The sequence below is a fragment of the Halosimplex rarum genome, assembly GCF_047715405.1.
Taxonomy (GTDB): domain Archaea; phylum Halobacteriota; class Halobacteria; order Halobacteriales; family Haloarculaceae; genus Halosimplex; species Halosimplex rarum.
Genome location: NZ_CP180412.1, coordinates 1,614,478 through 1,633,329 on the forward strand (window position 1 = coordinate 1,614,478; position 18,852 = coordinate 1,633,329).

Annotated in this window: 16 protein-coding genes; 10 read left to right on the forward strand and 6 right to left on the reverse strand. The window is 66.0% G+C overall.

Annotated elements, in window-relative coordinates; translation table 11 throughout:
- Positions 1-35: 35 nt before the first annotated feature.
- The gene (locus tag ACMGFH_RS07785) at positions 36-824 is read left to right on the forward strand and encodes a succinylglutamate desuccinylase/aspartoacylase family protein (protein WP_415382378.1); all 789 of its coding nucleotides are present in this window, start codon (positions 36-38) and stop codon (positions 822-824) included.
- 39 nt (positions 825-863) lie between these two features.
- Here the strand turns inward: ACMGFH_RS07785 and ACMGFH_RS07790 are convergent, their stop codons facing one another.
- The 3 genes from ACMGFH_RS07790 to ACMGFH_RS07800 all read right to left on the reverse strand — a co-directional run bounded on the left by ACMGFH_RS07790 (position 864) and on the right by ACMGFH_RS07800 (position 2,471).
- A complete protein-coding gene (locus ACMGFH_RS07790) occupies positions 864-1,511 on the reverse strand; it encodes a cupin domain-containing protein (protein WP_415382379.1) in 648 nt (215 codons plus the stop codon).
- 10 nt (positions 1,512-1,521) lie between these two features.
- Positions 1,522-1,971: a UPF0179 family protein gene (locus ACMGFH_RS07795; protein WP_415382381.1), complete on the reverse strand. Its 450-nt coding sequence runs from the start codon at positions 1,969-1,971 to the stop codon at positions 1,522-1,524.
- Positions 1,972-2,087: 116 nt separating this feature from the next.
- The gene (locus ACMGFH_RS07800) at positions 2,088-2,471 is read right to left on the reverse strand and encodes a DUF5820 family protein (protein ID WP_415382382.1); all 384 of its coding nucleotides are present in this window, start codon (positions 2,469-2,471) and stop codon (positions 2,088-2,090) included.
- A gap of 611 nt (positions 2,472-3,082) precedes the next feature.
- On the opposite strand from ACMGFH_RS07800, the gene ACMGFH_RS07805 reads away from it, so the two are divergent.
- The 9 genes from ACMGFH_RS07805 to ACMGFH_RS07845 all read left to right on the forward strand — a co-directional run bounded on the left by ACMGFH_RS07805 (position 3,083) and on the right by ACMGFH_RS07845 (position 14,249).
- Positions 3,083-5,149, forward strand: coding sequence for a PrkA family serine protein kinase (locus tag ACMGFH_RS07805; RefSeq protein WP_415382383.1), 2,067 nt, complete (start codon positions 3,083-3,085; stop codon positions 5,147-5,149).
- Position 5,150: 1 nt separating this feature from the next.
- A complete protein-coding gene (locus tag ACMGFH_RS07810; RefSeq protein WP_415382385.1) occupies positions 5,151-7,433 on the forward strand; it encodes a PrkA family serine protein kinase in 2,283 nt (760 codons plus the stop codon).
- Positions 7,434-7,488: 55 nt separating this feature from the next.
- Positions 7,489-8,799, forward strand: coding sequence for a YeaH/YhbH family protein (locus tag ACMGFH_RS07815; protein ID WP_415382387.1), 1,311 nt, complete (start codon positions 7,489-7,491; stop codon positions 8,797-8,799).
- Between the two features lie 8 nt (positions 8,800-8,807).
- Positions 8,808-10,802 (forward strand): SpoVR family protein, encoded by a 1,995-nt coding sequence (locus ACMGFH_RS07820; protein ID WP_415383217.1) that lies wholly within the window; start codon positions 8,808-8,810, stop codon positions 10,800-10,802.
- 235 nt (positions 10,803-11,037) lie between these two features.
- On the forward strand, positions 11,038-11,631 hold the full coding sequence (locus ACMGFH_RS07825; protein ID WP_415382388.1) for a TasA family protein: 594 nt from the start codon (positions 11,038-11,040) through the stop codon (positions 11,629-11,631).
- A gap of 55 nt (positions 11,632-11,686) precedes the next feature.
- Complete coding sequence (locus ACMGFH_RS07830; protein ID WP_415382389.1) at positions 11,687-12,283, forward strand: TasA family protein; 597 nt, start codon at positions 11,687-11,689, stop codon at positions 12,281-12,283.
- On the forward strand, positions 12,284-12,847 hold the full coding sequence (locus tag ACMGFH_RS07835) for a signal peptidase I (RefSeq protein WP_415382390.1): 564 nt from the start codon (positions 12,284-12,286) through the stop codon (positions 12,845-12,847).
- The gene (locus ACMGFH_RS07840) at positions 12,844-13,707 is read left to right on the forward strand and encodes a hypothetical protein (RefSeq protein WP_415382391.1); all 864 of its coding nucleotides are present in this window, start codon (positions 12,844-12,846) and stop codon (positions 13,705-13,707) included. Before ACMGFH_RS07835 ends, ACMGFH_RS07840 begins: the two co-directional genes overlap by 4 nt.
- A 176-nt stretch (positions 13,708-13,883) precedes the next feature.
- Positions 13,884-14,249 carry a hypothetical protein gene (locus ACMGFH_RS07845; protein WP_415382392.1) on the forward strand — a complete coding sequence of 122 codons (366 nt, stop codon included), beginning with the start codon at positions 13,884-13,886 and terminating at the stop codon, positions 14,247-14,249.
- Here the strand turns inward: ACMGFH_RS07845 and ACMGFH_RS07850 are convergent.
- The 3 genes from ACMGFH_RS07850 to ACMGFH_RS07860 form a co-directional block, all read right to left on the reverse strand.
- Positions 14,243-15,178, reverse strand: a complete 936-nt coding sequence (locus ACMGFH_RS07850; RefSeq protein WP_415382393.1) for a hypothetical protein — start codon at positions 15,176-15,178, stop codon at positions 14,243-14,245. The two genes, ACMGFH_RS07845 and ACMGFH_RS07850, sit on opposite strands and share 7 nt — an antisense overlap.
- A 181-nt stretch (positions 15,179-15,359) precedes the next feature.
- Complete coding sequence (locus tag ACMGFH_RS07855) at positions 15,360-16,556, reverse strand: FAD-dependent oxidoreductase (RefSeq protein WP_415382394.1); 1,197 nt, start codon at positions 16,554-16,556, stop codon at positions 15,360-15,362.
- A 91-nt stretch (positions 16,557-16,647) separates the two neighbouring features.
- A complete protein-coding gene (locus ACMGFH_RS07860; protein WP_415382395.1) occupies positions 16,648-18,639 on the reverse strand; it encodes an AMP-dependent synthetase/ligase in 1,992 nt (663 codons plus the stop codon).
- Between the last annotated feature and the right edge of the window lie 213 nt (positions 18,640-18,852).

Consider the following 18,852-nt stretch of genomic DNA (forward strand, 5'->3'; position numbering starts at 1 on the left):
TCCTTCTATAGGGTCGAACCCGGTAGCACGGATCGATGCGAATCGAGACGCTGGGGGACGGCGAGCCCGAGATCGCCGTCGTCGGCGGGATCCACGGCGACGAACCGGCCGGCGTCGAGGCGGTCGAACACTTCATGGAGACGCGACCCGACGTGGCGAGACCCGTGAAGCTCGTGATCGCCAACGAGGAGGCCGTCGACCGCGGCGTCCGTTACGTCGAGGCGGACCTGAACCGCTCGTTCCCCGGCCGCGCCGACGGGCAGAGCCACGAGATCAGGCTCGCCCACGCCCTCGGCGAAGAAGTCGGCGACTGCCTGACGCTGGCGCTGCACACGACCCACTCCTACGAGGGGATGTTCGCGCTCGTCGACGAGGTCCGCGACCTCGCCCGCGATATCTGCCCGCGCCTGTCCGTCGACGCGGTCGTCGAGACGGGCCACGCCGAGGGGCGGATCTTCGAGGTGGCGCCGGACACCATCGAGGTCGAGTGCGGCTACCAGGGCTCGGACCAGGCGGCGCGCAACGCCCGGCAAGTCACCCGCGAGTTCCTCGCGGCGACCGGTGCGCTCCCTGCCGAACAGACGCCCCACCAGACAGATCTGCCCGTCTTCAGGCTCGGCGACCCCGTGCCGAAGGTCGCCGCCGAGACGTACGAGGTGTTCGTCGACAACTTCGAGGAGGTCTTCGCCGGCGAGCGGATCGCGGCCGCCGACGGCGAGGCCGTGATCGCCGACACCGACTTCCACCCCGTCCTGCTGTCGGCCTACGGCTACGAGGACGTCTTCGGCTACACCGCCGAGCGTGTCGGAACCCTGTCGGGCTGAGTACACTCCCGACTGACGGGAGCCCCGCCCGGTCGGGCGTCAGGGCCGGTACTCGGGGTAGCCGTTGTCGTACCCGGCGAGACGACCGAGTGGCGCCACGAGACCGACGCCGAGGCGCTGGAGCCACGTCGGCGCCGCAGCGAGGTACAGCATGTCGTCGAACTCGGTGAGGAGCACCGCCAGCAGCAGGAGGTTCAGGGGCATCCCCGACGGGGTGACCGGGCGGCCGTCCCGTGCCAGCCCGTAGGTGACGCGCATGAACGTCTCCGTCCGCAAGCCGGGATCGACCCCGCCGCGGAGGTGCAGTTCCGACGACCCGGCGTTCCAGAACCGGTGGACGTCGCCGGCCGGGATCGTCACCGACTCGCCCGGGCCATACTCGCTCGTCTCGCCCTCGTGGAAGACGCCCAGGGTGCCGGCGACGACCTCGAAGAACTCGTCCTGTTCGGGGTGGACGTGCCGCATCGGCCCGTGCGAACCGTCGGCGTCGAGCCACATCTCGAACAGCAGCGGGTCCGAGTCCGGGTCGTCCGGGCACTCGGTGAACGCGATCGTCTTCCCGGCGGGCGGGCTCGCTACCCAGTCGTCGTCGATATACGACGTCCCAGTCGGTCTGTCTCTCGGACCGCCCGCTCGTCGCTCGTCGCTCGAATCGCACGTCCAGCGGTCGTCGCTCGAACCGTCCATCCGTCGGTCCTCAGTCGCCGTCGGGTTCGAAGACGACGGTCGTGAGGTCTCGGTCGAGCGCGCAGAAGTCGTGGGGCGGGTCGCCAGCGACCGTCTCGATGGTCCGCTCCTCGTCGAACTCGACGCCCTCGGGCTCGCAGTACTCGTGGCTCGGGCAGTCGGTGTGCGGACAGGGCCCTTCCAGGGACACCTTGCTCCCGGCGTAGGCGCTCGAACTCGCGACGTTGGCGCTGACCGAGGCGGGTTCGACCTCGACGGCGACCACGCCGGCGTCGTGGACGGCGCAGTCGAGTGTGCTCCCGTTCTCGCGGAGCGACTCCACGCGATAGCGGCGGCCCTCGGTGAGGTTGAGACACTGGTCGCGGTACGGACAGCCCTCGCAGGCGCTCGACTCGCCGCGGTAGACGAACTCCTGGCCCGGTTCGGCCAGCCGCGACCCGACGAGCGTGAGCGTCGACATACCGACGAGTTCACGCCGGCGCGGATTAAGTTTCTCGGCTCCGACGCGACGTACAAAAACCGGCGTTCCGGCGGTCCGGTACACCGGTCCGGGTCGGCGGCCACCGAACGCCCGCCTCACTCGCCGCGATCGGTCAGTTCGTCGAGCTTCTGGAAGTATTCCTCGCGGGGTACCTGGTAGAGCGAGCGGTAGTCGATCTCGCCGGCGGCGAACCGACCGGCCAGGTCGACGGCGCCAGCCTGCGCGTCCTGGCGGGAGTCGTAGCGGTCCTCCGAGCGGTTGACCTCGGGTTCCATGTAGAGCGTGACGAACCACGGGTCGTCGGGGCGGGTCTGGTCGCCGGGGTGGCGACGGCGTCGGCCCTTCGTGAGGTAGATGGTCGGGAGACAGGCCGCGGGGAACGCGTCGCTGTCGAACACGTCCGGCCGGTACGCGAGGACGGCCTTGTGGCGCTCCTCCGACCACACCACCCAGTCGTCGTCGAGCCCCTCGAATGACATGCCTGTAGGTGGTCGTCCCCGGACCAAGAGTGTCGCGGTCGGTGTCGAGAACGCGGCGCCTCGTGTCGGGCTCGCACGCAGTCCGGCGTGCGGCCGGGCGCGACCGGTGCTGGTGTAAGTGGCCGTCGCGGCGGTCCACCGACACCCGCTCCAGAGCCTCGTCCTGACGGCTCAGGCGGCCGCGAATCGGCCGACGTTTATATAGCAAGCGACGCCGCCTCGTGAGTGGTTCTCACGATCCACTCGACATACTGCTATTTTCGAAAAGATATTACTGAAATAAATTGGCATGCGCTCCCTTACCGCGGAAAGGCTTATCAGTCCACAGACCTCATATGATAAATAGTATCGGTGGTTGCTCCACGGTACGCTGTCGCTACTGTCCGAGGGTCGCCCGCGCGATTCTCGGAAGTTGCGTGTTCACACATGGCATCCGAACACACGCCCCGGCGGTTCCGGCGGTCCCCTGTTGTCAGCGACGACGAGATGCCGGGCGGACGGTCCCGGGGGCGACGCACCGAGACACGAAACCGCGGCCGCTCCGCCGGTCGCATCCGTCAGCCGGAGCGCGCTGGCGCCAGAACAGTTCGACGTGAACTGTCCGTGATAGCATGACACAGGAAACCCTCGAAGAGCTGAGTCGAGAGTACAGAGACACGATCCCCGCGGATCTCCGGGAACACCGGTCGTTCTCGGCGTACCTCGACCAGCTCTACGACGAGCCCACGATCGCCCGCAACGCCCACCAGCGCGTTGCCGACATGTTCGACTACTACGGCACCGAGTACGACGAGGACGCCGGCGTCGTCGAGTACAAACTCGCCTCGGAAGACCCACTGAACGACGGCGAGAACACCTTCTACGGACGGATCGTCCACGAGTCGATCCACGAGTTCGTCAACAAGGTGAAATCCGGCGCTCGCGGGCTCGGCCCGCAGAAACGCATCAAGCTCCTCCTCGGCCCGGTCGGGTCGGGGAAGTCCGACTTCGACCGCCAGGTCCGGCGCTACTACGAGGACTACACCCGCTCGAACGAGGGGCGGATGTACACCTTCCGGTGGACGAACCTCTGCGACGTCATCCCGGACCAGGACCCCTCCGACGACACCGTCCGCTCCCCGATGAACCAGGACCCCATGGTCTTGCTCCCGCAGGACCAGCGCGACCGGGTCATCGAGGACATCAACGAGGAGCTCGATGCGCCCTACACCATCCGCAACGAGCAGGCCCTGGACCCCGCCAGCGAGTTCTACATGGACCGCCTGCTCGCGCACTACGACGACGACCTCCAGCAGGTCCTCGAGAACCACGTCGAGATCGTTCGCTTCGTGGCCGACGAGAACATGCGCCAGGGGATCGAGACCTTCGAGCCCAAGGACAAGAAGAACCAGGACGAGACCGAACTCACGGGGGACGTCAACTACTCGAAGATCGCCGTCTACGGCGAATCGGACCCCCGGGCGTTCGACTACTCGGGGGCGTTCTGTAACGCAAACAGGGGGATCTTCTCCGGCGAGGAGCTGCTGAAACTCCAGCGGGAGTTCCTCTACGACTTCCTGCACGCGACCCAGGAACAGACGATCAAGCCAAAGAACAACCCCCGGATCGACATCGACCAGGTGATCGTCGGGCGGACGAACATGCCCGAGTACAAGGACAAGAAGGGCGACGAGAAGATGGAGGCGTTCAACGACCGGACGAAGCGGATCGACTTCCCCTACGTCCTGCAGTACGAGGAGGAGGCGAAGATCTACCGGAAGATGCTCAACAACGCCGACCTCCCCGACATCATCGTCGAACCCCACACCCTGGAGATGGCGGGCCTGTTCGGCGTCCTCACCCGCATCGAGGAGCCCGACACCGGCAACGTCACCCTCGTCCAGAAGGCCAAGGCCTACAACGGCGAGATCGACGAGGCCGAGGACATCGACGTGAAGAAGCTCCGCGACGAGGCCGCGGAGAAGGCCGAGATCGGCGAGGGCATGGAGGGCGTCTCCCCGCGGTTCATCGGCGACGAGATCGCCGAGGCGATCATGGACTCGATGCACCGTTCGCGCGATTTCCTCTCGCCACTGACGACGTTCAACCACCTCGAAGCCAACATCGAGAACCACGGCTCCATCCCCGAAGACCGGTTCGAGACCTACCACCGCTACCTCGAACTCGTCCGCGAGGAGTACAAGGAGCGGGCTATCGAGGACGTGCGTCACGCGCTGGCCTACGACGTCGACGAGATCCAGCGCCAGGGCGAGAAGTACATGGACCACGTGATGGCGTACATCGACGACGACACCGTCGAGGACGAGATCACGGGCCGCGAGCAGGAACCGGACGAGCAGTTCCTCCGCAGCGTCGAGGAGAAGCTCGACCTGCCGGAAGACCGCAAGGACGACTTCCGCCAGGAAGTGTCGAACTGGGTCAGCCGGCGCGCCCGCGAGGGCGACACGTTCAACCCGCAGGACAACGACCGCCTGCGCCGCGCCCTCGAACGCAAGCTCTGGGAGGACAAGAAGCACAACATCAACTTCTCGGCGCTGGTGTCGAGCGGCGAGATGGACGACGACGAGCGCAACCAGTGGATCGACGCGCTCATCGAACAGGGCTACTCCGAGGAAGGAGCGCGGGAGGTGCTAGAGTTCGCCGGCGCCGAGGTCGCAAAGAGCGAGATGGAAGACTGATATGAGCGGTCACGACTTCATCGGCGAGGCCGACCGGTCGCTCGACCGCACCTACGAGGCGCCGCGGAGCCTCGCCGAGTACGTCGACCTCGTCCTCGACGAACCCGCGCTGGCCGCCCACGCCTCGAAGTACCTGCTCAGCGCAATCGAGGCCGCGGGGACCCGCACCGTCATCGAGGAGGGCGACCAGAAGGAGCGCTATCGCTTCTTCGACGACCCCCACAACGACGGCGAACACGCCATCCTCGGCAACACCGAGGTGCTCAACGCCTTCGTCGACGACCTCCGGTCGATCGCCGCCGGCCGCGGCAAAGACGAGAAGATCGTCTGGCTCGACGGCCCCACGGCGACCGGGAAATCGGAGCTCAAGCGCTGCCTCATCAACGGGCTGCGCGAGTACTCCAAGACCGACGAGGGCCGCCGCTACACCGTCGAGTGGAACGTCGCCGGGGCCGGCAGCGGCGGCGCCGGCCTCACGTACGCAGACGAACCGGTCGCAGACGAGGACGACTGGTACGAGAGCCCCGTCCAGGCCCACCCGCTCACGGTCTTCCCCGAAGACGTGCGCGAGGACCTGGTCGCCCAGATCAACGAGAACCTCGACGACCACATCCCGATCCGCGTCGAGGGCCGGCTCGACCCGTTCTGCCGCGAGGCATACGAGTACCTCGAAGAGAACTATCGCCGGGAAGGGGTCGAGGAGCTGTTCTCGGCGATCACCGATCCGCAGCACCTCCGCGTGAAGAACTACGTCGTCGACGTGGGCCAGGGCATCGGCGTCCTCCACTCCGAGGACGACGGCCCACCCAAAGAGCGACTCGTCGGATCGTGGATGCGCGGGATGCTCCAGGAACTGGATTCGCGGGGCCGCAAGAATCCACAGGCGTTCAGCTACGACGGCGTGCTCTCGCAGGGCAACGGCCTCCTCACCGTCGTCGAGGACGCCGCCCAGCACGCCGACCTGCTCCAGAAGCTGCTGAACGTCCCCGACGAGAAGTCGGTCAAGCTGGACAAGGGCATCGGGATGGACATCGACACGCAGCTGATCATCATCTCCAACCCCGACCTCGAAGCCCAACTCAACCAGCACGCCGACCGCGAGGGCCAGGACCCGCTGAAGGCGCTCAAGCGCCGCCTCGACAAACACGAGTTCACCTACCTCACCAACCTCTCGCTGGAGACCGAACTCCTCCGCCGGGAGCTCACCGACGAGACGGAGGTGTGGGACGCCGACTCCTGGGGCGAACTCGAAGAGTGGATCCAGGAGCCGCTGACGGTCCACGTCCGCGACGAGAACGACGAGGTCAACGCGAAGGAGCTGGCGCCCCACGCGCTCGAAGCGGCCGCCCTCTACGCGGTCGTGACGCGCCTCGACGTGAGCGACCTGCCCAACGGCCACGACCTCGTGGACAAGGCCCTGCTGTTCGACCGGGGGTACCTCCAGGAGGGCGACGAGCGGATCGACGCCGACGAGTTCGAGTTCGCCGACGGGGGATCCGACGGGAGCCACGGCATCCCGGTGACGTTCACCCGGGACGTGATCGCCGACCTCTTCCACCGCGAACAGGACCGCCACCACGGCGACCTGTCGGTCGAACACGTCGTGATGCCCCGCGACATCCTCAACGCGATGGCCGAGGACCTCTCGACGGCGCCGGTCTTCTCGAACGCCGAGGCGGCAGACTTCGAGGAGCGCGTCGTGCCCGTGAAAAACCACGTCTTCGGTCAGCAGGAGGGCGACGTGCTCGACGCGATGATGCGGGACAAGCGCGTCGACGAGGAGACCGTCGAGGAGTACATCGAGCACGTCTACGCGTGGTCGACCGACGAGCAGATCGAGAACGACCGCGGCGAGTACGTCGACCCCGACCCGCTGAAGATGAAGGTGTTCGAGATCGAGCACCTGGGCCGGTTCGACGACGAGGACTACGCCGGCAACCTGCCCGGCGACGCCGTCGAGGCGTTCCGCGAGGACAAGATCATCACCGCGCTGAATCGCCACGCCTGGCAGCGCCGCGACGAGGAGTTCCGCGTCGAGGACGTCTCCCCGAAGGAGATCCCGGTCATCCAGACCGTCCTCGGGAGCCACTCGTGGGACGACGTCAAACGAACCTACGAGGACTTCGACCCGCGCCAGTGGGACGAGCCGCCGAGCGGCACCGAGACGGCCGACCTGAAGGCGAAGACCGTCGAGAACATGCAGGACATGTTCGACTACAGCGAGGCCTCCGCGGAGCTGACCAGCCGCCACGTCATGAGTCAGGTGAGTTACAAATGGGACTGAAAACCGCGCCCACGCCGCCGGCACGACGCCGGGCGGCGAGCGCCCGAGGTGAACGATGGGACTGAGAGACGACGTAGAGCGCTACCGGGAAGTCGGCGAGAACCGCCGGCAGGACCTCTCGGAGTTCATCCAGTACGGCGACCTGGGCCAGAGCCGCCCGGACTCCGTGCGCGTCCCGATCAAGATCGTCGACCTCCCGGAGTTCGCGTACGACCAGCGCGACAAGGGCGGCGTCGGCCAGGGTGACGCCGAAGAGGGCGACCCCGTCGAGGCCGAGCCCCAGCCGGGCGACGACGGTGACGACGACGGTGACCCCGGCGAGGAGGGGGTCGACCACGAGTACTACGAGATGGACCCCGAGGAGTTCGCCCAGGAGTTAGACGAGCAACTCGGCCTCGACCTCGACCCCAAGGGCAAGAAGGTGATCGAGGAGACCGAGGGCGACTTCACGGACATCACGCGCTCGGGCCCCACGTCGACGCTGGACTTCGAGCGGCTGTTCAAGCAGGGGCTCAAGCGCAAGCTCGCGATGGACTTCGACCGCGACTACGTCCGCGAGGCCCTGAAGATCGACGGCTGGGGGCCGGCGAAGGTCTTCGAGTGGGCCCGCGGCGAGAACATGCCCGTCTCCCGGGCCTGGATCGACGAGGCCTACGACGAGATTCCCGACGGCGAGAAGACGACCTGGGCCAGCCTCGACGAGATGGAGGCCAACACGGAGCGGGTCGACACCGCCCAGCGCATCCGCCGGGAGGGGATCGAAGAAGTGCCCTTCCGCCGCGAGGACGAGCGGTACCGCTACCCCGAGATCGTCGAGGAGCGCGAGAAGAACGTCGTCGTCGTCAACATCCGCGACGTGTCGGGATCGATGCGCCAGAAGAAGCGCGAACTCGTCGAGCGGACGTTCACGCCGCTGGACTGGTACCTCCAGGGCAAGTACGACAACGCCGAGTTCGTCTACATCGCCCACGACGCCGACGCGTGGGAGGTCGAGCGCGACGAGTTCTTCGGCATCCGCTCGGGCGGCGGGACGCGCATCTCCAGCGCCTACGAGTTGGCTGCGGAGCTCCTGGAAGAGTACCCCTGGAGCGAGTGGAACCGCTACGTGTTCGCGGCGGGCGACTCCGAGAACTCCTCCAACGACACCGAGGAGTACGTCGTCCCGCTGATGGAGCAGATCCCCGCCAACCTCCACGCGTACGTGGAGACCCAGCCGAGCGGGAACGCCATCAACGCGACCCACGCCGAGGAGGTCGAGCGGAACTTCCGCGACGCCAACGACGTGGCGGTCGCCTACGTCTCCAGCCCGGACGACGTCGTCGACGCCATCTACGAGATCCTCAGCACCGAGGAGGAAGCACAATGAGCAGACCGATGAGCGACCGGATCGAGGCCCAGCGCATCGCCGCCGACCTCGAGGAGCCCGTCGACGAGGCGGGCACCCTCGCCCGCAAGTTCGGCCTGGACCCCTACGAGGTGAACTACTGGATCGTCGACTACGACGAGATGAACGAGCTCATCGCCTACGGCGGGTTCCAGCAGCGCTACCCCCACTGGCGGTGGGGCATGCAGTACGACCGCCAGCAGAAACAGGGGCAGTTCCTCGGCGGCAAGGCCTTCGAGATCGTCAACAACGACGACCCGAGCCACGCCTTCCTCCAGGAGTCGAATACCCTGGCCGACCAGAAGGCGGTCATCACTCACGTCGAGGCCCACGCCGACTTCTTCGCGAACAACGAGTGGTTCGGCATGTTCGCCGAGAACCCCAACGCCGCCGCGATGCTCGCCCGCCACGCCGACGCCATCGAGGCGTTCATGACCGACCCCGAGATCGACCGCGGCGAGGTCGAGAAGTGGATCGACCACGTCCTCACGCTGGAGGACAACATCGACCAGCACGTCCCCTACGAACCCATCGACACCCGCATCGACCTGATCGACGAGCGCGACACCGCCGACGTCGCCGAACAGCTCGAAGAGCTCGATCTGTCCGACGAGGTCAAGGGGCAGGTGTTCACCGAGGAGTGGCTGGAAGCCCAGAGCGACGACGAGGAGGGCGCCACCTTCCCCGCCGAACCGGAGAAGGACGTGCTCGGGTTCCTCCGCAAACACGGCATGCAGTACCGCGAGGACGCCGCCAGGGCCGACGAAATGGAGGACTGGCAGAAGGAGATCCTGGAGATGCTCCGCCGGGAGGCGTACTACTTCGCGCCCCAGAAGATGACGAAAGTGATGAACGAGGGGTGGGCCGCCTACTGGGAGTCGGCGATGATGACCGGCGAGAACTTCGCCGGCGACGACGAGTTCGTCCTCTACGCCGACCACATGGCGAAGGTCCTCGGCTCCTCCGGACTCAACCCCTACAAGCTCGGCCTGGAGATCTGGCAGTACGTCGAGAACGCCACCAACCGCCGCGAGGTCGTCGAGCGCCTCCTCCGCGTCGAGGGCGTCACCTGGCGCAACTTCCACGACACCGTCGACTTTGGGCAGGTGCTCGACCTGATCGAACCCGATCCCGAGGTCGCGTCGGTGGTCGCCCACCTCGACAGTCTGGACTCCGAGGACCCGCGGATCGACGCGGACGCGCTCGAAGCAGCCAAGGAGGGCGACGGAACCGTGGACGTCGAGACCTACCCGTGGAAAGTGCTCACCTACGAGGGGCTGGCCGAACGGCACTACTCGCTGACCAAGCCCCAGAACCGCGGGTTCCTCTCGCGGGTCAGCCAAGAAGAGTTAGAGCGGGTCTCACGGTACATGTTCGACGACTCGCGCTACGCGTCGGTCGAAGACGCCCTCGCGGACATCGACTACGCCCGCGGCTGGGACCGGATGCGGGAGATCCGCGAGAGTCACAACGACGTGACGTTCCTCGACGAGTTCCTCACCCAGGAGTTCGTCGACGAGAACGAGTACTTCACCTACGAGTACACCCAGTCGACCGGCGACTACCGCGTCACCTCGGTGGACTACCGCGACGTCAAGAAGAAGCTGATGCTGCAGTTCACCAACTTCGGCAAGCCCACCGTCGTCGTCGAGGACGGCAACTACAACAACCGCAACGAACTCCTGCTGGCCCACCAGTACAACGGCGTCATGCTCGACATCGGGCAGGCCAAGGACGTCCTCAAGCGCGTGTTCGAGCTGTGGGGCCGGCCGGTGAACCTCAAGACCATCGTCAAGGAGTTCGACGAGCACGACGTCGAGGTCGCCAAGCGCCGCGATCGCGAGCCCGAACCCGAAGAGGTCGGGCGACTGATCCGCTACGACGGCGACGAGGTGACCGTCGAGGAACTCCCGTGGGACGCCGTCGACCACCTCGCCGCCGACGACATCGACTACGACACGAAGCCCGACGAGTGGCTCGCCTGAGCCGTTCGTCCCACCTTCCCACGTCGCCATCCCGAATTATCATTTTCCACCGACAGTTTCGATCGTCATTTCTTCGTGATAGTACCAATTGTGCTGAAATCGGCGTTTTCAGCGCCAGAGAAAGCCGCTAGGCTTTTATTGCAGTATAGTTAGAAGATAGGTATCGTATACAACGGTGTCAGGGGTGGGTCGGTCCTGCGGTGGGCGCGGGGTCGATCTCCTGACGGGTGAAACTATGTCCGACGACGAAAGCAAGATAGAACTCAATCGACGGCGAGTACTGGGTGGTATAGTGACAGTGGGCGCGGCCGCGGCCGCCGCGGGTGCGGGGACGTTCGCGGCGTTCAGCGACACTGAATCGAGTAACGACAACTCGGTGTCCGCCGGGACACTGGATCTGACTGTGAACAGCGGAAGCGATCCCGTGACCGTACTCTCAGTGACCGACGCTGTTCCGAATGGTTCCGGGAGCGGAGACGCTATCACGCTCGCGAACGCCGGGTCTGTCGACGGAACGCTGGACATCAGTGTCGCCGCGATAGATTCGAGCGAGAACGGGACCCCCGATCCCGAAGGCTCAGCGCCCGACGAGGGACAGGGCGTTGAACTGGAGGACGCACTCACTATCACGGTTACCCTCGGAGGAAACGACGAGTTTACCGACACCATCGGGGACTTGAGCGCCGATCAAACGATCGTGTCAGGCCAAACGCTGAACGCGGGGGGATCGACGGATTTCAACCTCTCGTACTCCATCTCTGACGCCGGGAACGAGATCCAAACCGACTCCGTGAGCCTCGACTTCGACTTCACCCTGAACCAGGCGTAACGACTCGTCTCAGGTCCGATTTCGTCGTCGACCGGACAGTCGATCGCAGACCCGAATGACCGACCAGATCCGATTATCGCGCAGGCAGGTGCTCGGTGCGGCCGTAGCTGTTGGTCTCGGAGGCACCGCCGCCGGCGCCGGGACGATGGCCGCCTTCTCGGACACCGAGTCGAGTTCGGACAATGCCGTCCAAGCAGGGACGCTCGATCTCACTCTCGACGGCGAGAATCAGACGGTGACGTTCCTGAATCAGACGGACGTCACGCCGGGCGAGCAGGGGAGCGCGACGGTCTCACTCGGAAACGCGGGGACGATTCCGGGCGTCCCGGAGATAGAGGTCGCGGGCGTCAGTTCGACCGAGAACGGCTTCTACGGGAAGGAGAACGGCCAGGACGGATCGCCGAACGACGGCGAACTCGACGAATACCTCGAGATACGAGCCTCGCTCGACGGGACTGAGATCGTCGGGTGGACGGGCGCTGACCTGCTCGCCGAGGGGCAGACCTACACGGCGTCTTCGACCATTCAAGGTGGCGACTCGATCCCGTTCACCGTCGAGTGGCGTCTCCCGAACGACACGAGCAACATGGCCCAGAGCGACGGCTTCTCGTTCGACCTCACGTTCCGACTGATCCAGGAGGGACACGCCTGAATGAAACTCGGTGACATCGTCGACCGGTTCGACTGGCGGCGAGCTGCCAAGCTACTCGGGACAGTCATCGGTGTGGCTGTCGTGTTCCTCTTCGTCAGCGCGGCGGTCCCGCAGCTCGTGGGCGCCGACGAGAGTTACGTCGTGCTCTCGGACAGCATGTCGCCGGCTATCGGCGCCGGATCGGTGGTGTACGTGGACGACGTGCCCACGGGTCAGATCGGGAAAGACGACGTGATCACCTTCCGGAACGTGGACGGCGAGGGTCGCGTCACCCATCGCGTCGTCGAGGTCGTGGAGCGGGACGGCCAGCCACAGTTCAGAACCAAAGGAGACGCGAACGAGGAACCGGATGCGGATCTCGTCTCGGCGAGTCGGGTCATCGGTCGGGTCGCATTTTCCGTTCCCCTTATCGGATACGTCGTCTCGTTCGCCGGGACCGATCTGGGAATCGCGCTCCTGGTGATCGTTCCGGCCTCGCTGCTGGCGGTGACCGAACTGTGGGACCTATTCGTCGCCAGCGGTGGTGACGAACCGAACACTGAAGCAGACGGTGAGACCGAATGACTTCCTCGGCGCGGTGGTTCGCGGTCGTCGCGTGCGCAGTCCTGTTGGTCTCCGCCGGGAGCGCCACGACGTACGGATACTTCGTCGATACCGAGCAAGCGACCGGGAGCGTTCAGGCCGCGAACTCGTTCAACGGTAACAACGGCGGGGGCGGCAATCCGGGGAACGGCCCCCCCGGGAACAATGCGTATAACGACGCGAACGGAAACGGACAGTACGACGACGGAGAAGGCACGTACACTGCGGACGAACTCACGGAATTCGAAGACGAAACCGCGAATCTCGTCATCCCTGGAGACATAGACGAAGTGTACGATCGGAATGGGGAGGTCACTATTACGGCGAACAGTATTCGAAGTGCCGTCGATATCGGATCGAGGAACGCTGAGGTAGAACTAACAGCGACCGGTGGCGATATCGTCATCGACGGAAGCAGTATCAGTTCTCGCAACGGAGAGGTCACTATCAGTACCTCTGGCAACGTGAAGGCCGTGGGATCAACGATAGAATCGCGTAACAGTGAAATCACCATCTCTGGTGAGAACGTCGACATCAGCGATTCAGACATCTACTCGAGAAACGAAGACATAACGGTCACTGCCTCGAGTGAACTGACCGCAAACAGGGCGACTATCGAATCCCGTAACGGAGATATTTCGCTCAATTCGAACGGAGACATGTACCTCGACGGGGCGTCGCTCACCTCGACGAACGGTCAGGCGACGGCAGATCTCAACGTCGATAGCTCGGATACGACGATCCACGTCGACGGTATCTCCGTGAACGACAGAGACGGAATCCTCACGTACACTCCGTCCAACGTCACGGAAGATCCCGATAGCGACGCCGTGAGTGGCTGAGAAATCGTCCGAATTCTTCCGTCTCCTCTTGCGCCACATTTGCTTCAATGTCGAGAATGGGGATTTTCCGGTATAGGCGCTCCTACGTACCAGTATCCGAGCTCTTCGAGGGACGAATATCAATTCTGATTGCTGGGCACAAGAGTATAACCCTGTCCAGAGACGTGTCAGTAGTAATGGCAACAGCGGAGCCCTCCTGGCTCACTCTCGATCGGACGCCGTTCGACGAGGTGTCGTTCTCACGCGTCTGGCTGCTCGCGCTCGCCACGTACGGCGTCGGCGATGTCGTCACGACGATCGCGCTCGTCTACTTCAGTCCGCTCACCACGGAGGCGAACCCCGTCATCAGGCAGGCGATCATGGCCTTCGGCGGAGGCGGGTTCCTCGCGCTGAAACTACTGGTTATCTACACCTGCATCGGGATCAGCCTCTGGGCGGGCGTCGGCGACGACGACAGGCTGATGTTCTACGCGCCGCCGCTCCTGTTGGCAGCCGTCGGGGCCTACACGACCGTTCACAACCTCGGGCTCCTCTTTCACTGATCGGGCGTTTCGTCGGTCGAACTTCTGAGACCGAACACGACATCGAAGCGAGCGGTGTCGCTCTGCACCTCGTTGCCGGTATCGGTCGGCAACCGCCACTCGAAGACGACCGTCGCCTCCTCGCCCGCGGCGAGGGGGCCGACTGTCCGATTACGCACCTCTACGTCCGCGAGCGGCACGAACGCGTCACTGCCGAACACTCGGACAGTCTCGCCGTCGGAGTATCGCACCGAGAGTCGGACGAGCAGGTTCTCCGCCAGTTCGCCCGCCGCCGCGGAGTCGTCCACCCTCGCCTCCGCACTCGTGATCCCGTTCTCCCCGCTTTCGACGGTGAAGGACACGACGGCGAGCTGCCCCGTCGCCGTCCCGTCGTTTCGGAGCGGCAGCCGCGAGGTACCCGCATCGCCCGGTACGACCCCCTCCGCGCGGAGGAGCGTGGCGTCCGCGTCGGCGGTCAGTGAGACTTCCCCGACCGTCTCGGGCGCCTCGGTCCCCGTCGGCGTCTGGGGGCCGGGCGCCGTGTCCGGCATATCGTCGAGGACGAACGTCCCGATACCGGCGCCGAAGATCCCGAGCAACAACAGTAACAGAAACAGGAGTAGTCGCCGACGGCGCCCGTCGTCTTCGTCGTCGTCGGCGGGGGAGTCGTCGCCGCCGACCGTTCCTGTGGACTCGGGCGAATCGCTGTCGGCCGACTCCGCCGATCCAGGTGCGTCACCGTTGTTCGGGTCGGTATCGACCGCTTCTGTCCCATCGTTCGAGTCCTGGGCTGTCGGGCCAGGGACCGTCTGTCGGTCGTCAGGGTTGCCCGAGTCATCGGGATCCCGCGGCTCATCGGGATCGCTCATCCGCACCTCCCGCCCGCCCGGACGCCAGCCGCGACCGCAGTCGATCAGTTCGGCGACGAGCTCCCGGTTCGGAGGTGCCACTGGCTCCGCTCCTCCACCCGTCGGTTCGTGCCGAGTCGTCCATCCGTTCCTGACACCTCACCCGACCGCGCTAGACCGGTCCGGAGCCGTCTGCCGATTACGGAACCCACCCGTTCGGCGACCGTCTCGACTCTGCCGGCTACGGCTATCGATCGGGCGAAAGCGAGTTAAAGCTACTGTGTCAGTCGAACCGGTCGAGCGCGTACGCGGAGACGTCGGCGTCGGTCTCGCCGTCGAGGGTCAGGTCCGCGAGCACCTCCCCGAGCGCCGGCGCGAACTTGTACCCCCGGCCGGAGAGCCCGGCGGCGACGGCGACGCGTCCATCCGCGAGCGTGTCGACGACGAACTGCCCGTCGGGCGAGTTGGTGACCAGACCCGTGTCGAGACGGAGGGTCGACCCGGCCGCGCCGGGCACGTACCGGTCGGCGAACGCCCGGAGCGGCCGCTCGTCGGCCTGCGTCGGTCCGGACAGGTTGTCCGGTTCCGTCGGGCGAAAGTCGGCGCGTCCGAACTTCATGCCCGGAAGGGACACGCCGGGGACGCCGTAGTAGTTCTCCCCGTCGACGGTGGCGACGAAGGGGGTGAGTCCGCCGTCGGCTTCCGGGCCCCCATCGCTGTCGGCCTCCGCGGCCCCATCGCTGTCGGCCGTCCCGCCCGGGTCCACCGTTCGGTCGGCTCCGCGACCGGGAGCGAACCACGCGGTCGCGTGGCGGCACGGTTCGACGACGCCGTCGAGGGGGTCCACTGCATCGGCCGCCCAGGGGCCGGCGGTCACGACGAGGCGGTCGGTCAGGTACGAGTCGCGGTCCGTGTCGACGCGGACGCCGCCCTCGGTCCGAGACCAATCGACGACGCGCTCGCGCGCCTGCACCGTCGCGCCCTCGGAGAGCGCCGCGGAGACGTGGGCGACGACGCCGCGCTCGGACGCGACGACCGCGCCATCGGGCTGATAGAGCGCCTCGGCACCCTGGGGGAAGTCGTAGACGGGAAACCGGTCGGACAGTTCGTCGGCGGTGAGCGTGTCGAACTCCAGACCGTGACGTTCGCAGGCGCGCCGGGCGCTCGCGACCGGTTCGTCGTCCCCGACGGCGACCGCCAGCGACCCGGTGTCGGTCACGAGGTCGGCGCCCGTCTCGCGTTCGAGGGCGTGCCAGCCCTCGTGCGCGCGGTCCGCCAGCGCCATCGTGGCGGGGTCGACGTCGAGCAGTCGCTGGAGGAGCCTCGTTCGACCGTGCGACGAGCCGCGGGCGTGGGGCACGTCGAACCGTTCGAGGCCCAGCACGTCGGCGTCTCGCCGCGCGAGGTGGTAGGTGGCCGCGCTCCCGACACCCCCGACCCCCAGGACGATCACGTCGTATCCCCCGCTGCTCGGTGTCATACGGTCTACTGTGCGTGCATCCGGCAAAGCGGTTACGTCATCGCTCCGTCCGACGCGTCCGCCGGTGACTGTCGGGCGGCGCGTGCCGGCATCAGTCCGCCTCCGCACGGGGCGGTTCCTCGTAGATCCGCTCGATGGCGTCGTCGTGGACGTGTCGGATGTTCCGCCGTTTCTTCTTCATCGAGGGCGTGAGCAGGTCGTTCTCGGCGGTCCACTCTCGCGGGACGAGTTCGAATCGCTTGATCCGCTCGACGCGCTCTAACTCCGCGTTCACCGCTTCGATGGCCTCGCCGACCCACTCGCGGGCGCGCTCGTCGTGACAGACGGCCTCGTCGTCGGCGGGCAGGTCGATGCCTTCGCGGTCGGCCCATCGGCGGAGCGCCTCGAAGTTGGGGACCACGACGGCGCCGATAAACTTGCGCTCGTCGCCGACGACCATCAGCTGGTCGACGCGGTCGCTGGTGGCGAAGCGGTCCTCGATCGGTCCCGGTGCGACGTTCTTCCCCGTCGAGAGGACGACGAGCTGTTTCAGGCGGTCCTTGTAGCGGAGGTACCCCTCGGACGTTATCTCGACGATGTCACCCGTTCGGAAGTACCCGTCTTCGGTGAACGCGGCGTCGGTCTCCGCCTCCGCGTTCCAGTACCCGTCGGTGACGTTCGGCCCCTTCACTTCCAGTTCGCCGACCGGGCCCTCGGCCTCGGGGAACTGATCGGGACCGACGGCCGACTCGTCGACCCGCGCCTCGACGTCGACGACGGGTGGCCCCATCGTCCCCGGACGGATCGCCTCCGGCGGATTGACCGAGATGACCGGCGCCGTCTCGGTGAGGCCGTAGCCTTCGACGACCGGGATGCCCATACCGAGGAACATCTCGGCGAGGTCCTGACTGAGGCTGCCGCCGCCGCTGACGAGGAACTCGACTGCCCCGCCGAGGCGCGTTTTGACCGTCGAGTAGACGAGTCGGTCGGCGATCCGGTGTTTCGCTCGGAGGGCGATCCCGGGGTCGTCGGCCCGGGCGTAGTCGCGCGCCACGTCGACGGCCCACTCGAAGATCCGCTCTTTTGCGGCCGATTCGCTCGCCTGTTCGCGCATGTTGTCGAAGATGCGCTCGTACACTCGCGGGACGCTAGCGCCCGAGGTCGGTCGGAGCAGTTCGAGATCCTCGGGGAGGGTGTCCGGGCTCTCGGCGTACCCGACCGCCGCGCCGGACGCGAACATCAGGAAGTGTCCCGAGAGCCGCTCGAAGACGTGTGCGAGCGGGAGGAAGGAGATAGACCGCGAGCTGTCGTCGAGGACCGGCACGTCGCCCTTGTCCGGTCGCGGCCCCATCCGCTTGCGACACTGGTTGACGTTCGCCCGGAAGTTTCGGTGGGTGAGTTGCACGCCCTTGGGCTGGCCGGTGGTCCCCGAGGTGTAGATGATGCTCGCCAGGTCCTCGGGGTCGCGCTCGGCGATCCACGACTCGTAAGTCTCCAGGTCGAAGCCCTCGTCGCCGCGGTCGTGCAGTTCGGCCATCGTCAACACGTCGTCGCGGTCGGGGGCCGGGCCGTCCGGGGCGCACTCGTCCATGACGACCGAGAAGGACAGATCGAGGTCCTCCTCGACCTCGTGAACGCGTTCGAGGAGCGATTCGCTCCCGGCCACGACGCCCGTCGCGTCCGGATCGTCGAGCAGGTACCGGACCTGCTTCGGCGAGGAGTCCGTGTAGACGGTGGTCACGACGCCGCCGGCCGCCAGCACCGCGAAGTCGGCGAGCGCCCATTCCATCCGCGTCTCGGCGAATATCGCCACGCGGTCGCCCGCCTCGACGCCGAGATCGCGGAACCCGGCGGCGAGTCGGCGGACGATCGCCCGCATCTCGATGTATGTGATGTCGGTGAACTCCCCGGGCGGAGCTTCGGGGATCACCTCCGGCGCGAGCGACCTGTCGTAGACGCTGCCTTTGTACCGCTGGGCCGGGGTCTGGGCGTACCGATCGGCCGCGGATTCGAACATCGCCGCGAGCGTGTCCGATCCGACGACCTCGTCGGTGTAAGACTGCTCCGCGGCCCACCACTGGCCCGTCGGCTCAGGAGAAGCCATAACACGGCGTAAGCCCCCGTGCATGATATATGTTATCGAACCTGCGACTGACGCTCCCCGTTGAACAGCCACAAACGATCGGGGAATTTCCGGCACCACTCCGCCCGCGCAAGTCTGTCTGCCCGGCGAGAGCGCGCTTACTGCGACGCCGACAGCGAATCTATATAGCGCGTATCCGTTTATCGTTCCCCGCCGTGCGGACGCATCGTTCCC

What these genes read in the sequence shown, in the direction of transcription:
- ACMGFH_RS07785 (WP_415382378.1), top strand. Translation starts at nt 36, where the DNA reads ATGCGAATCGAGACGCTGGGGGACGGCGAGCCCGAGATCGCCGTCGTC.
- ACMGFH_RS07790 (WP_415382379.1), bottom strand. Translation starts at nt 1,511, where the DNA reads ATGGACGGTTCGAGCGACGACCGCTGGACGTGCGATTCGAGCGACGAG.
- ACMGFH_RS07795 (WP_415382381.1), bottom strand. Translation starts at nt 1,971, where the DNA reads ATGTCGACGCTCACGCTCGTCGGGTCGCGGCTGGCCGAACCGGGCCAG.
- ACMGFH_RS07800 (WP_415382382.1), bottom strand. Translation starts at nt 2,471, where the DNA reads ATGTCATTCGAGGGGCTCGACGACGACTGGGTGGTGTGGTCGGAGGAG.
- ACMGFH_RS07805 (WP_415382383.1), top strand. Translation starts at nt 3,083, where the DNA reads ATGACACAGGAAACCCTCGAAGAGCTGAGTCGAGAGTACAGAGACACG.
- ACMGFH_RS07810 (WP_415382385.1), top strand. Translation starts at nt 5,151, where the DNA reads ATGAGCGGTCACGACTTCATCGGCGAGGCCGACCGGTCGCTCGACCGC.
- ACMGFH_RS07815 (WP_415382387.1), top strand. Translation starts at nt 7,489, where the DNA reads ATGGGACTGAGAGACGACGTAGAGCGCTACCGGGAAGTCGGCGAGAAC.
- ACMGFH_RS07820 (WP_415383217.1), top strand. Translation starts at nt 8,808, where the DNA reads ATGAGCGACCGGATCGAGGCCCAGCGCATCGCCGCCGACCTCGAGGAG.
- ACMGFH_RS07825 (WP_415382388.1), top strand. Translation starts at nt 11,038, where the DNA reads ATGTCCGACGACGAAAGCAAGATAGAACTCAATCGACGGCGAGTACTG.
- ACMGFH_RS07830 (WP_415382389.1), top strand. Translation starts at nt 11,687, where the DNA reads ATGACCGACCAGATCCGATTATCGCGCAGGCAGGTGCTCGGTGCGGCC.
- ACMGFH_RS07835 (WP_415382390.1), top strand. Translation starts at nt 12,284, where the DNA reads ATGAAACTCGGTGACATCGTCGACCGGTTCGACTGGCGGCGAGCTGCC.
- ACMGFH_RS07840 (WP_415382391.1), top strand. Translation starts at nt 12,844, where the DNA reads ATGACTTCCTCGGCGCGGTGGTTCGCGGTCGTCGCGTGCGCAGTCCTG.
- ACMGFH_RS07845 (WP_415382392.1), top strand. Translation starts at nt 13,884, where the DNA reads ATGGCAACAGCGGAGCCCTCCTGGCTCACTCTCGATCGGACGCCGTTC.
- ACMGFH_RS07855 (WP_415382394.1), bottom strand. Translation starts at nt 16,556, where the DNA reads ATGACACCGAGCAGCGGGGGATACGACGTGATCGTCCTGGGGGTCGGG.
- ACMGFH_RS07860 (WP_415382395.1), bottom strand. Translation starts at nt 18,639, where the DNA reads ATGGCTTCTCCTGAGCCGACGGGCCAGTGGTGGGCCGCGGAGCAGTCT.